Annotated in this window: 10 protein-coding genes and 2 tRNA genes; 6 read left to right on the plus strand and 6 right to left on the minus strand. The window is 58.6% G+C overall.

Annotated features, from left to right (window positions below; genetic code table 11):
• Positions 1–113 precede the first annotated feature (113 nt).
• On the plus strand, positions 114–1,310 hold the full coding sequence (gene punC / locus C3406_RS11250; protein WP_103823902.1) for a purine nucleoside transporter PunC: 1,197 nt from the start codon (positions 114–116) through the stop codon (positions 1,308–1,310).
• Positions 1,311–1,590: 280 nt separating this feature from the next.
• Positions 1,591–2,739, plus strand: coding sequence for a cyclopropane fatty acyl phospholipid synthase (gene cfa / locus C3406_RS11255; protein WP_103823901.1), 1,149 nt, complete (start codon positions 1,591–1,593; stop codon positions 2,737–2,739).
• 32 nt (positions 2,740–2,771) lie between these two features.
• Here cfa and C3406_RS11260 read toward each other — a convergent pair whose 3' ends face one another.
• A complete protein-coding gene (locus C3406_RS11260) occupies positions 2,772–3,416 on the minus strand; it encodes a riboflavin synthase subunit alpha (protein ID WP_103823900.1) in 645 nt (214 codons plus the stop codon).
• 222 nt (positions 3,417–3,638) lie between these two features.
• Between C3406_RS11260 and mdtK the strand changes: the two genes are divergently transcribed.
• The 4 genes from mdtK (at position 3,639) to C3406_RS11280 (ending at position 7,081) form a co-directional block, all read left to right on the plus strand.
• A complete protein-coding gene (gene mdtK / locus C3406_RS11265) occupies positions 3,639–5,012 on the plus strand; it encodes an MdtK family multidrug efflux MATE transporter (RefSeq protein ID WP_103823931.1) in 1,374 nt (457 codons plus the stop codon).
• Positions 5,013–5,163: 151 nt separating this feature from the next.
• Positions 5,164–5,240 (plus strand) — tRNA-Val (locus tag C3406_RS11270).
• A gap of 4 nt (positions 5,241–5,244) precedes the next feature.
• A tRNA-Val gene (locus C3406_RS11275) sits at positions 5,245–5,321 on the plus strand.
• A gap of 149 nt (positions 5,322–5,470) precedes the next feature.
• Positions 5,471–7,081: an FAD-NAD(P)-binding protein gene (locus C3406_RS11280; protein ID WP_103823899.1), complete on the plus strand. Its 1,611-nt coding sequence runs from the start codon at positions 5,471–5,473 to the stop codon at positions 7,079–7,081.
• Here C3406_RS11280 and C3406_RS11285 read toward each other — a convergent pair.
• The 5 genes from C3406_RS11285 to C3406_RS11305 form a co-directional block, all read right to left on the minus strand.
• Complete coding sequence (locus C3406_RS11285) at positions 7,068–8,381, minus strand: amidase family protein (RefSeq protein ID WP_103823898.1); 1,314 nt, start codon at positions 8,379–8,381, stop codon at positions 7,068–7,070. The two genes, C3406_RS11280 and C3406_RS11285, sit on opposite strands and share 14 nt — an antisense overlap.
• Before the next feature lie 58 nt (positions 8,382–8,439).
• Positions 8,440–9,750 (minus strand): histidinol dehydrogenase, encoded by a 1,311-nt coding sequence (gene hisD / locus C3406_RS11290; protein WP_103179348.1) that lies wholly within the window; start codon positions 9,748–9,750, stop codon positions 8,440–8,442.
• Positions 9,750–10,889 (minus strand): nuclear transport factor 2 family protein, encoded by a 1,140-nt coding sequence (locus C3406_RS11295; RefSeq protein ID WP_103823897.1) that lies wholly within the window; start codon positions 10,887–10,889, stop codon positions 9,750–9,752. The genes hisD and C3406_RS11295 overlap by 1 nt, the downstream gene beginning before the upstream one ends.
• A gap of 130 nt (positions 10,890–11,019) precedes the next feature.
• Positions 11,020–11,991 (minus strand): nuclear transport factor 2 family protein, encoded by a 972-nt coding sequence (locus C3406_RS11300; protein WP_103823896.1) that lies wholly within the window; start codon positions 11,989–11,991, stop codon positions 11,020–11,022.
• A complete protein-coding gene (locus C3406_RS11305; protein ID WP_103823895.1) occupies positions 11,988–13,058 on the minus strand; it encodes a LacI family DNA-binding transcriptional regulator in 1,071 nt (356 codons plus the stop codon). The genes C3406_RS11300 and C3406_RS11305 overlap by 4 nt, the downstream gene beginning before the upstream one ends.
• Positions 13,059–13,196: the final 138 nt, after the last annotated feature.

Consider the following 13,196-nt stretch of genomic DNA (forward strand, 5'->3'; position numbering starts at 1 on the left):
TCTGCCTGCAAAAAATTTGAATGCAACCGCCAAATATTAGCGTTTCACAAGCGGGATTGCACTGCCTACACTCAGCGGCTACCTAAACCTGCATCCATAAGGACAATAAAACAATGCAACCCGGGAAAGGATTTTTAGTCTGGCTCGGCGGCCTGAGCGTGCTGGGCTTTCTCGCCACCGATATGTATCTGCCTGCGTTCGCCATCATGCAGGCGGATCTGCAAACCCCGGCTGCCGCCATCAGCGCCAGCCTGAGCCTCTTCCTGGCCGGTTTTGCCTTCGCACAACTGCTCTGGGGACCGATGTCTGATCGCTTCGGACGCAAGCCGGTTCTGCTGGCTGGCTTAGCCATCTTTGCATTCGGCTGCCTCGGCATGCTGTGGGTACGCGACGCCACCTGGCTGCTGGTGCTGCGCTTCATCCAGGCGGTGGGCGTCTGCGCCGCGGCGGTGACATGGCAGGCGCTGGTGACCGATTACTACCCGGCCTCGCGAACCAACCGCATTTTCGCCACCATCATGCCGCTGGTTGGCTTGTCGCCGGCGCTGGCACCGCTGCTCGGCAGCTGGATCCTCGCCCATTTCAGCTGGCAGGCCATTTTTGCGGTGCTGTTTGCCATTACCCTTGTGCTGATGCTCCCGGCCTTTTTCCTGAAGCCAGTGACGGTAAAAGAGGCGCAGCCAACCTCCCGCGTGACCTTCTTTACCCTGCTTCGCTCCCGGATCTACCGCGGTAACGTGCTGATCTACGCTGCCTGTTCCGCCAGCTTCTTCGCCTGGCTGACCGGCTCGCCGTTTATCCTCAACGATATGGGCTACAGCCCGGCGGTGATTGGCCTGAGCTATGTGCCGCAGACCATCGCCTTCCTGATTGGGGGGTACGGCTGCCGCGCCGCCCTGCAAAAATGGTCGGGTCACCAGATGCTGCCGTGGCTGCTGGGCCTGTTTGCCGTGAGCGTGATCGGCACCTGGGCGGTCGGGTTTATTCCGGGCGTCAGCCTGGCGGCGCTGCTGGCCCCCTTCTGCCTGATGGCAGTGGCGAACGGTGCCATCTACCCTATCGTGGTAGCGCAGGCGCTGCGTCCCTTCCCGCAGGCGACCGGCAGCGCGGCGGCGCTGCAGAACACCCTGCAACTGGGACTCTGCTTCCTCGCCAGCCTGCTGGTCTCCTGGCTGATTGCTACCCCGTTGCTCACCACCACCAGCGTAATGGTCGCAACCGTCGTGCTGGCTGCGCTTGGCTATCGGATGCAGTATCTCCCTGCGGGCCAGCAGGATGAGCGCCCGCAGGCCGAATCTTCCCACGCCTGACAGGATAGTTAATTAGCGCGCTAACAATATCTTGTTGAATCACCATGATATCAGTCCTATACTGACTGAAGCGTTCTGATAAATACTACAAATATTAAGTGTTAACGGGAGCCGGAGTGCTCCCGTTTTACCATGGATGGCCTTTCGGCAAGGGTCCTCTCCCTTCCTCTGTTCTACGTCGGATATTAGCCTCACGGGTCACACCGTGAAATTTCTCACTCTCCATAAAGAGCGTCTACGCTGTTTATGGGTTCTAATCACATCAGGTGATGGAGAAGCTATGAGTTCATCGTGTATAGAAGAAGTCAGCATCCGGAATGATGACTGGTTCCGGATAGTCAATGAATTGCTGAGCCGCGCGGGTATCACCATCAACGGCCCGGCATCCTCCGATCTACAAATTAAACACCCCGATTTTTTTAAACGCGTCCTGAAGCAGGGCTCGCTGGGTCTCGGCGAGAGCTATATGGACGGCTGGTGGGAGTGCGAACGGCTGGACATCTTTTTTCACAAGGTGTTGCGCGCGGGTCTTGAATCACAGCTGCCCAGCCACCTCAAGGATACCCTTCGCATTGCCACTGCCCGCCTGTTCAACCTGCAAAGTAAAAAGCGCGCCTGGATTGTCGGCAAAGAGCATTACGATCTTGGCAACGACCTGTTCAGCCGCATGCTCGATCCGGCGATGCAGTACTCCTGCGGTTACTGGAAAGAGGCCACCACGCTTGAGCAGGCGCAGCAGGATAAACTGCGCCTCATCTGCGAAAAACTGCAGCTACAGCCCGGTATGCGGGTACTGGATATCGGCTGCGGCTGGGGTGGTCTGGCAGAGTTTATGGCGCAGCACTATGGCGTCAGCGTAGTCGGTGTGACCATTTCAGCGGAACAGCAACGCATGGCGCAGGCGCGTTGCGCCGGGCTGGATGTGACCATCCTGTTGCAGGATTACCGCGATCTGAACGATCAGTTCGACCGCATTGTCTCGGTGGGGATGTTTGAGCACGTGGGGCCGAAAAACTACAACACCTATTTTGAGGTGGTGGATCGTAACCTGAAGCCGGATGGCCTGTTCCTGCTGCATACCATTGGTTCGAGAAAAACCGACCATCGCGTCGATCCCTGGATAGACAAGTACATCTTTCCGAATGGCTGTTTACCCTCAGTTCGCCAGATTGCCAACGCCAGCGAAGCCCATTTTGTGATGGAGGACTGGCATAATTTTGGCGCTGATTACGATACCACGCTGATGGCCTGGCATGAGCGCTTCATTGCCAGCTGGCCGGAGATCGCCGACAACTATTCTGAACGATTTAAACGGATGTTCAGCTACTATCTGAATGCCTGTGCCGGTGCGTTTCGCGCCCGTGATATTCAGCTGTGGCAGGTGGTATTCAGCCGCGGTGTGGAGCACGGCCTGAGGGTGGCCCGCTAAAAAAGACCCCGGCTTGCCGGGGTCTTTTTTTATCATGCGTCGTTGAGCGTCTGCTGGATAGCGGCGGCCTCTTTTGCCGCCAGTACGCGCTCTACGGTATCGACCACCGCCTGGGTTTGCGGATCGATTTCGATATTCACTTTGTGACCCAGCTTTTTGCTGCCAAGGGTGGTGCGCTGCAGCGTCTCCGGGATCAGGTGGACGCAGAATCGGGTAGGCGTTACTTCACCGACGGTCAGACTGATGCCATCCACGCCAATAAAACCTTTATAGAGGATGTACTTCATCAATGACGGATCCTGCACCTTGAACCAGATTTGACGATTATTTTCTGAGGTGAGGATTTTGGCGATTTCCGCGGTGGTCATAATATGGCCTGACATTAAATGCCCGCCAATTTCGTCGCTGAATTTCGCGGCGCGCTCCACGTTAACAATATCGCCCTCAACCAGGTCGCCCAAATTGGTAATGCGCAGCGTCTCTTTCATTAAATCGAAGCTGATGAGATTACCGTTAATTTCAGTCACCGTCAGGCAACAACCGTTGTGTGCAACCGATGCCCCGGTCTCCAGCCCATCAAGCATCTCATCCGGCAGGGCGACGACATGGGTGCGGAAGTTGGGTTTTTCATCAATGGACACCAGTTTCGCGGTGCCCTGCACAATACCAGTAAACATGCTTATGACTCCTGTTTGTTCCTTCGGTGTTAACACCGTTTAATCTCACCACAATAACAGTTGAAAATAGAGGTTGCCAGTACCCACCTTTTCTGGCGATTTTTTCACTAGATAATTAGCTTATCCCCGCTACAATAGCTGGAATTCCCCGCATCTTCTTCTTGCTGTTTTTCGCAGCGGCTTTTTTTGCATTCAAATAACAACAAAACCAAAGGTGTTCACGTGCAGAAGTACATGAGTGAAGCGCGTCAGTTATTAGCTCTGGCAATCCCGGTGATACTCGCGCAAATCGCCCAGACCTCAATGGGGTTCGTCGATACGGTTATGGCGGGTGGTTACAGCGCCACCGATATGGCCGCGGTAGCCATCGGTACCTCTATCTGGCTACCGGCTATTCTCTTCGGCCACGGCCTGCTGCTGGCCTTGACGCCAGTGATTGCCCAGCTTAACGGCTCCGGGCGGCGGGATCGTATCGCCCATCAGATCCGCCAGGGCTTTTGGCTGGCCGGTCTGGTCTCGGTGTTGATCATGCTGGTGCTGTGGAATGCGGGCTATATTATTCACGCCATGCGCAATATTGACCCAGCCCTGGCGGATAAAGCCGTCGGCTATTTACGCGCCCTTCTCTGGGGGACGCCGGGTTATTTATTCTTCCAGGTGATGCGTAATCAGTGCGAAGGTCTGGCGAAGACCAAACCGGGCATGGTGATGGGCTTTATCGGCCTGCTGGTCAATATTCCGGTGAACTACATTTTTATTTACGGTCATTTCGGCATGCCTGAACTGGGCGGCATCGGCTGCGGCGTTGCCACGGCGGCAGTCTACTGGGTGATGTTCTTCGGCATGCTCTCCTATGTGAAGCGTGCCCGCTCCATGCGTGATATCCGTAACAAAGCGGGTTTCAGCCAGCCGGACATGGAGGTGGTCAAACGTCTGGTGCAGCTGGGCCTGCCGATCGCGCTGGCGCTCTTCTTCGAGGTGACGCTGTTCGCGGTGGTCGCCCTGCTCGTCTCCCCGCTGGGGATTGTGGATGTAGCCGGGCACCAGATCGCCCTTAACTTCAGCTCGCTGATGTTCGTTCTGCCGCTGTCGCTTGCTGCCGCGGTGACCATTCGCGTCGGTTATCGCCTCGGTCAGGGCTCCACGCTGGATGCGCAAATCGCGGCCCGGACCGGCATTGGCGTAGGCATGTGCATGGCCGTCTGCACCGCGCTGTTCACCGTCACGCTGCGCGAGCAGATCGCCCTGCTCTATAACGACAACCCGGAAGTGGTGCTGCTGGCCTCCCATCTGATGCTGCTCGCGGCCGTGTACCAACTCTCCGATTCAATCCAGGTGATCGGCAGCGGCGTGCTGCGAGGTTATAAAGATACGCGGTCGATCTTCTTTATCACCTTTATCGCCTACTGGGTGCTGGGTCTGCCGAGCGGCTATATTCTGGCGCTCACCGATCTGGTGGTGGATCGTATGGGCCCGGCCGGTTTCTGGATGGGCTTTATCATCGGTCTGACCTCCGCCGCCGTTATGATGATGCTGCGCATGCGTTTTTTACAGCGCCAGCCATCCAGCGTGATTTTGCAACGCGCTGCACGTTAATCACCCGCCAGCCGCCTGCGGGCGGCTACTTTCTCTTCATTTTGCGCGGGAATAGAGCAATCGCGTGAAATCTGAAAGAAAATTGCGGTTTGCCTCTTGCCTCATGCGACCACTGCCGCTAATATCCGTCCCCGTTGTCACACACAACAATGCGTTCATAGCTCAGTTGGTTAGAGCACCACCTTGACATGGTGGGGGTCGTTGGTTCGAGTCCAATTGAACGCACCATTCTGCGTCCGTAGCTCAGTTGGTTAGAGCACCACCTTGACATGGTGGGGGTCGGTGGTTCGAGTCCACTCGGACGCACCATTTCAGTTCTGAAATGGTGCAATCCCTCTTCTTCTCTGATTTATCACTTTCGCTTCGTTTCTGAGTTGCTCATCACCCGTTTTCTACCACACTTAACCTGCATAGCATTTTTTCCATGGATTCGGTAAAAAAAACAGCAGGTAAACACAATGAAAAAAATTGCCATTGTCGGAGCAGGTCCCACAGGGATCTATACCCTCTTTTCTCTTCTGAAACTGAATACACCGCTTTCCGTCACCGTTTATGAACAGGCTGAAGAGGCCGGCGTCGGGATGCCCTATAGCGATGAAGATAACTCGCGCATGATGCTGGCCAACATCGCCAGCATTGAGATCCCGCCCCTTTTCTCCACCTACCTCGCGTGGCTGCGCACCCTGAGCGAGACGCATCTTGCGCGCTACGGCGTGCAGAAATCCACCCTGCACGACCGACAGTTCCTGCCGCGCATTCTGCTGGGCCAGTATTTCCGTGACCAGTTCCAGACGCTCATCGCGCATGCACGAAAACAGGGCTTCGAGATCACCGTCCAGGAGTCCTGTCAGGTGAGCGATCTGCTGGCCAGCACCGAGGGGGTGAGCATCTGGACCGACGGCAAACTCACTCCTGACCAGTTCGATCTGGCGGTGATCGCCACCGGCCACGTCTGGCCGGACGAAGATACCTCCCCACGCGACTTCTTCCCGAGCCCCTGGTCCGGGCTGATGGAGGCCAGCATCGGCGCGGGCAAGGTGGGCATTTTAGGTACCTCCCTGAGCGGACTGGACGCGGCAATGGCCGTCGCCGTACAGCATGGCAAATTCATTGAGACCGATGGCGAGCAGATCCACTACCGGCTCGATGAGAAGAGCGAGGCGCTGAAGATTGTGCTGATGTCCCGCTCTGGCATCCTGCCCGAAGCCGATTTCTACTGCCCTATCCCCTACGAGCCGTTAACCGTGGTTACGGAAACGGCCATCGAGGCGGCGATCCAGCAGGGCACCACCGGCCTGCTCGACCGGGTGTTCAGACTAATGGTTGAAGAGCTGACGCAGGCCGACCCGCAGTGGAGCAAGGCGATCGCCCTGGACACCCTCACCGCCGACAGCATCCGCGACGCCTGGTTTGCCGATCGCCAGAAGCATGGCCCGTTCCGCTGGGCGGTCTCAAACCTGGATGAAGTGGAACGCAACAAGCGGAACCACCGCACGTTGCCGTGGCGCTACACCGTGTTGCGGCTGCATGAGGCCGTGGAGAAGATTGTGCCCTACCTGGATGAGACCGACAGAGAACGCTTTAAAACGGGGCTGGCGCGGATGTTTATCGACAATTATGCGGCGATCCCCTCACGGTCGGTGCGCCGACTGCTGGCCCTGCGCGAGGCGGGCATCATCAGCATCGAGGCGCTGGGCAATGAGTATGAACTGACCGCAGAAGGGACCCGGACGGTCATTCACGCCGAGGGTAAACGCTGGATCTTTGATACCTTTATCGACGCCCGCGGGCAGAAAGCGCTGAAAAGCAAAGACCTGCCGTTCCCTTCCATGCGCGAACAGCTTGTCTCTGCGGGAGAAGATATCCCCGACGTCGGCGACGATTACACCCTACTGGCACCGGAGTACCTGCGCGGGCGCATCGCCTTCGGCGCTCTGCCCTATCTGATGCACGATCGTCCCTTTGTCCAGGGTCTGGTGGCTTGTGCGGAGATCGGCGAAGCGATGGCGAAAGCCGCCGTTCAGCCCGCCTCCCGCGTACGCAGGCGATTGCCGTTTATGGCGGAGTAAAGGCGGTTTCGCAGGCGGCGGCCAACGCCAGCAGCGGAGATTCATCGGCTGCGGGAGAGAGAATTTCCAGCCCCACGGGAAAGCCGCTGCGCGTTCTGCCGCAAGGAAGCGTGATCGCGGCGAAACCGCTGATGGCCGCCAGCTCAGGCGCACATCCGGGCGGCATCTTATCCAGGCTGTCGGGTATACGGCACACCGTAGGGTAAAGGTAAGCGTCGACCCCCGCCTGCTCTGCTACCTGCCCAAGAGTGTGGCGCAGCCGACGCCGCAGCTCTCTTTCGGCGCGCCACGCAGGGGTTTTCAGTTTGTCGCAGGCGAGCATCTGGGTCAGCAGCGGCAAAAACTCCGGCAAAAATTGCCCGGATGCCACAATCGCATGTAGATCCGTTGGGGCCCCTGGCTGCTGCTTTAACCAGGCATCGAATCCCACGCGAAATTCGAACAGGCTCAGGCAGGTTGCTACCTCGACATCGCGCAGTATCGGCAGGTCGATCTCCGTAAGCGTTGCGCCGTGACGCGCAAGCTGCGCGAGGGCGGCATGCCATACCTCTCCCAGGTGTGAGTCGCTCCCTTCCAGGGTGCGGATCACCCCAAAACGCACCCCTTTCAGCGAAACGGGTTCAAGGGTCCGTGGCGTCTGGCCGTGAATAATCCAGTGCAGCAGGGCCGCATCCTGCACGCTATGTACCATCGGCCCCACCGTGTCTTTACTGAGAGAGAGCGGCGCGATGCCCTCCATCTGCTCCCTGCGCACCCGCGGTCTTAACCCCACCAGCCCGGTATAGCTGCACGGGATGCGGATCGAGCCGCCGGTATCGGTTCCTAACGCCCCCTCTGCCATCCCTGCCGCCACCGCCGCCGCGCCGCCGCCGCTGGAGCCGCCTGCCGTGATGCCTGGGAAAAGCGGATGATGCACATCGCCGCCAAGGGAGCTGCGGGAGCGGACGTCGAAGGCAAACTCTGACATATTGGCCCGGGCCAGAATTATCGCCCCGGCAGCCCGCAGACGGCGTACCACCAGCGCATCCTCTGTGGACCGAAGCGCGGCCAGGGCCTGACACCCTGCCGTTATCGGCAGTCCGGCGCAGGCGATATTATCTTTGACGATCAGCGGCACGCCGTGCAGCGCCCCCAGCAACTGGCCGCGACGCCGCAGCGACTGGCAGATGTGCGCCTGGGCCTGCGCCACCGGGTTGATGCCGAGGATTGCGTTCAGCTGCGGCTGCCCGGCGATGATCGCTAGCCGCCGGGCTATCTCTTCGGGGGCATCCCTTGGGGGGATCAACCGACTCTTTTGCATTTCGTCCTCTTCACAGTCATGCCGGAGGCCAGCGCAGCGCGCTGACCTCCCGTTGCAATCAGTCCCGCAGCCCGGAGGTGATGGCATCCAGCGCTTCCGGATGCAGACGGATCTCCGCGGCGCGGCGGTGCCCCTGCATCCCCTCGGTACGGCTCTGGCGAATGGCCGGTTCCGCAATCGCCGCGATGCCTTGCTCATCGATCCACTGATGGGTACAGATTTTAACGTAAGCCCCCACCCACAGCCCGCCGGTGTAACGTGCCGCCGCCATGGTTGGTAAGGTGTGGTTGGTGCCGCAGCATTTGTCCGAGAAGACCACGCTGGCGTTCTGGCCGATAAATAGCGAGCCGTAATTGCGGATTTTCGCCGCCGTGCTGTGCGGGTCGCGGGTATGGACCTGCAGATGCTCGGTCGCCATATGATCCGCAAAGGCGATCAGCTGCTCTTCGCTGTCGCAGACCACGATTTCACCCTGACGACGCCAGGCTTCGCCCGCGGTCGCGGCGGTAGGCAGCGTCATCAGCTGGCGCTCAATTTCTGACAGTACCCCCTCGGCGATCGCCCGACTGGTGGTTGCCAGCCCGACGCGGGTGTGGACATCATGCTCGGCCTGCGCCAGCAGATCGGCAGCAATAATGCGCGCATCGGCGCTGTCGTCGGCGACGGTGAAGATCTCGCTCGGCCCCGCCAGGGCGTCAATCCCCACTTTACCAAACACCTGGCGCTTGGCCTCGTTCACAAAGGCGTTGCCCGGTCCGACAATTTTATCCACCGCCGGTACGCTCTCCGTTCCCCAGGCCATGGCTGCCACCGCCTGAGCGCCGCCAATTTTAAAGATCCGGTGCGCCCCGGCCAGGTGACAGACCGCAATCATCGACGGGTGTGCTGCGGGCGGCAGACAGGCGATGATCTGTTCGCATCCGGCAACCGTGGCGGGCACGATGGACATCACCGGCGCGGAGAGGATCGGATAGCGGCCCCCCGGCACATAACACCCCACCGTCTGAACCGGGATAATCCGGTGCCCCAGATGCACGCCTGGCAGGGTTTCCACCTCCAGCGGCTGCATGGTGGCAAGCTGAGCCTCGGCAAAGCGCCTGACCTGGGCGATGGCAAACTCGCTGTCGCGGCGGGTCTGCGGGTCCATCTCGCGCAGCGCGGTCTCAATCTCCTGGGCCGTGACTTCAAACTGCGCGGGCACCACCTTATCAAACTGCCGCGAGAAATCTCTCAGGGCCGCGTCGCCCTCGTCTTTTACCCGCGCAATAATGCCACCGACCGTGTCGGTTAACGATTTGTCGGCCTGCGCATCCTGCCCCTGGGGACGTTTGATCCAGCTCACCTGGTCAACAATTGACTGTACAGACATTATGCTTCCTCCATTTGACCCAGTTTGATTTGTGCCAGCAGCGCCAGGTGATCGTAAAGCACCCACTCGTCGACAATTTTGCCGTTAATAATGTGGTAGTGAGACATCCCCATCACGAACAGACGTTTACCGGTCGGTTTACCCAGCTCGCCGTAGCCCAGGTGGTGGCCCTCGATGATCCAGCGTATCGCTACCTTCGTGCCGCCTTCGTCGCACGGGTTGGAGCAGATGTGTTGCGGCAGCCAGGCGCCGTCAGGGATCATGCCGATCAGGGCCAGGGTCTGGTGCGTCACCGACGCTGTGCCGTACAGTTCTTTCATCAGCGGGCCGTGCCACTGAACGTTCGGCGCGTAGACCTCTTTGATCTTGCCGAGCATCCGGCGGTTATAGATTTCGTGCATCCAGCGCAGGCACTGCTCTTCGGTGTCGGTATGGGCGATGGAGACATCGCAGACCATCTCCGGCGGATACTGCCCCAGCATGCGGCCGTTTTCACCGATATCGGTAACGCGAAAGCCCTTGTCGAACTGCTCTTTCGCCATGTTAAAGGCGATTTCATCGGTGTTCAGTCCCAGCTGCTTCATCAGCGACATGTTGTCGCTCACCACCCACTCGCGATAGATCTTGTTCTCGTGGATCATGCAGTCGGCCACGGTGCGGGTGACGAACGTTCGGTTGGTCGGTTTGCCAAGGTGGCTGAACTGGGTATGGCGCCCGCTGCCGGTCACCAGGTGCGAGGTGTAAAAACCGTCCACGTCGTTACCGTTCCAGATCACCTGGGTCGCCATGCCGCGGCGCTCCGGAAAAGCCACCAGGCGTTGCAGCGTATCCTGCACCACCTGCTCGCGGGTATAGAGAGTACCCAGCGCGTTATATAAGACGCAGTTGTGCGTATAGTGGGTGTAAATTAATCCCACGTCGCGTTCATCCCATATTTTATGGGTGCAGCGAACAATATAATCGACAATATCGGTATAACACTCATCGAACCCGCGTAATGATTGCGCCCGCGGACGTTTCTCCGGCACTAAATCAATAAAGTCGCGACGCTCAACCTGTAACACCGGTTCATCACGGGTGAGCTTATTATTTTTTTCAGGTACGGCTGGTGCTTTATTTGTTGCTTCAGTTGAAGACATATAAACCCCTGCTTCTGTTTTCAGACAATACGATCCCGCACCCGGAATGGATGGAGAATGGAGCCGCAATATTTATTGCGGCGGATTTAAAAACGTTCAGGTAAGAAATATAACGGAGGTGGTCCTCCGGTTAATTGACGATTTGCGACCAGATAGCTAATTCATCAATACCAAGATATTCGCGAATAATTAAACCATCGCGTAATTCAAGCTGACTGATACCGGTGATCGATACCGGCTTACGGGTCGGCACGCCAAACTTGCCATATCCGTCGTGCCAGGTCAGGAGCGACCAGCGCAGCGAAATACGCACCGGCTCGCCAGGGTCCCGGCGCACGATAAGGTGGTGAAGCTGCACTTCACTGTCGGCAAAGGAGGCGCGGTATCCCGACAGTAGCGCGGCAATCTCCTGCTCTCCCGTGCCGCTGCAGTGGCCCGGCGCATAGAGCGTGGCGGCAGGATGATACAGACCCGGCACGGTGCCGCTGTTACCGCCCGCCCACATGGTGAGATAGCGCTCTACTACCCCGGCAATCGGCCCATCGACATCATCCCCCTCCGGGCCACCCGCCCAGCGGGCGTCCAGCGTTTCGGCGGTCGCCCGGGGAATACCCAGCTGCTCCTGCATGCCCGCCAGATTGCGCGCAAATTCCTGCACGTTAAGTCCGAGCTGGGCAACAATCGCCGCTCTGTCCTGCAAAAGCCACTCCTGACGCACCGCGCCGTCGGCACAGATACGGTCGGCCCAGGTGCGCACCCAGAGGGTTTTGCCGCTGGGTGCGCCGAAAAAGCCCTCGCCCATATGACGAATGCAGGCGATGGTACGCTGGGCGGCGTAGTACTCATTGCCGGGATTCTCGGTCGCCAGAATGTCCTCTGTCAGCACGGTGCGCTGGGGAAAGCTGTGCATCGCCTCCAGGGTCAGGCGCATAAACTGCGGCAGATCGGTCAGCTGTTTTTCCGGGGTGATAAAGACTACCGGCGTAGCGTAGAAGTCGGCAAGCTGGCCGATATCCTTTTGTTCCCAGACCACATGCGTCAGGGTGAGAATGAATTGTTGGATCGAATCGAACTGAGGGCTGAAGCCCGGCAATCTGCTCATTTGTCCTCCTGCGTCTGGAACATGTAATAACCCTCGGCGTCGATAGCCCCCGCATGCGGTCGGCGCGCGGAGTGGCGTACCACCAGTTTGCCCGGCACGGTAATTTGTTCAGGTTCGATCGTACCGCTGTCGATCTGCTTCATCAGCAGCTCCACCGTGGCGCTGACCATCGCCTCGACGGGCTGTGACGCGGAAGTTAATGCATAGGATGCCCAGCCGGAGGGGCCGATATCGTCGTAACCCACAATGGAGACATCTTCAGGGATGCGCAGGCCAAACTCGTAGCGCGCCACATCCATGACGATCACCGCCATATGGTCATTGGCGACAAAAATGGCGTCCGGCGCGGGGGATGCAGAGAAGAGCGCATAGGCCGCACGGGCTGTCTCCTGGGCATCGTAATTGCCGTTCACCACCCGGACATCATCAATGCCCTGCTCCTGCAAAGCCTGCAAATACCCGCGCTGACGGGCAATGTTGACGGACGAGTCCGCCACCCCGCCTACGTAGGCAAAGCGTTTATGTCCTGCCGCCAGTAAAAATTCGGCAATCTGGCGGGATGCCGCCTCGTTATTGCTGTTAACGCTCGATGCCATCCCGCTCTCTTCGCTGCGGTTAAACAGCACCACCGGGATCCCGGCGGCAAGGCACTCCTGGGAGAGGTCAAGCGACAGGGTGACCGAAGCCAGCACGATGCCGTCCACCCGGTACTGCATGATCTGGTCGAAAATCCGGTCAACATTCCCGTCGCGATCGCCGACAAACAGCAGCAGGTGATAGTTAAGGGTGTCCAGCTTTTGCGCCAGCGCCTCAAGCACCTGGGGGTAAAACTGGTTATCAAAATAGGAGATCACCACGCCGATGATCCGCGAGCGGGCCGTGTTAAGCGAGCGGGCGATGGCGTTAGGCCGATAGCCCAACTCACGTGCCGCCTTAAGCACCTTCTCACGCGTTGCCGGTGAGATGCTCGCCCCCGGCGTGAAGGTGCGGGACACCGCCGATTGTGATACTCCCGCCAGCTGCGCCACCTGCTGAGAGGTCACCGCTGTAAAAGTCTTACGTTTCATTACCGTGAGTTCCTTATCCCTGTTACTCCCCTCATCGGCACTTGTGGCAGGGCTATTCCCTGTCACCGCGCCGCAGGAAGCGGGTACTTTTTATACTTACACCATGTTTGCATGCGTATGCAACAGCCTAAATTATTT

It is taken from the genome of Leclercia sp. LSNIH8, assembly GCF_002920195.1.
Lineage (GTDB): Bacteria > Pseudomonadota > Gammaproteobacteria > Enterobacterales > Enterobacteriaceae > Enterobacter.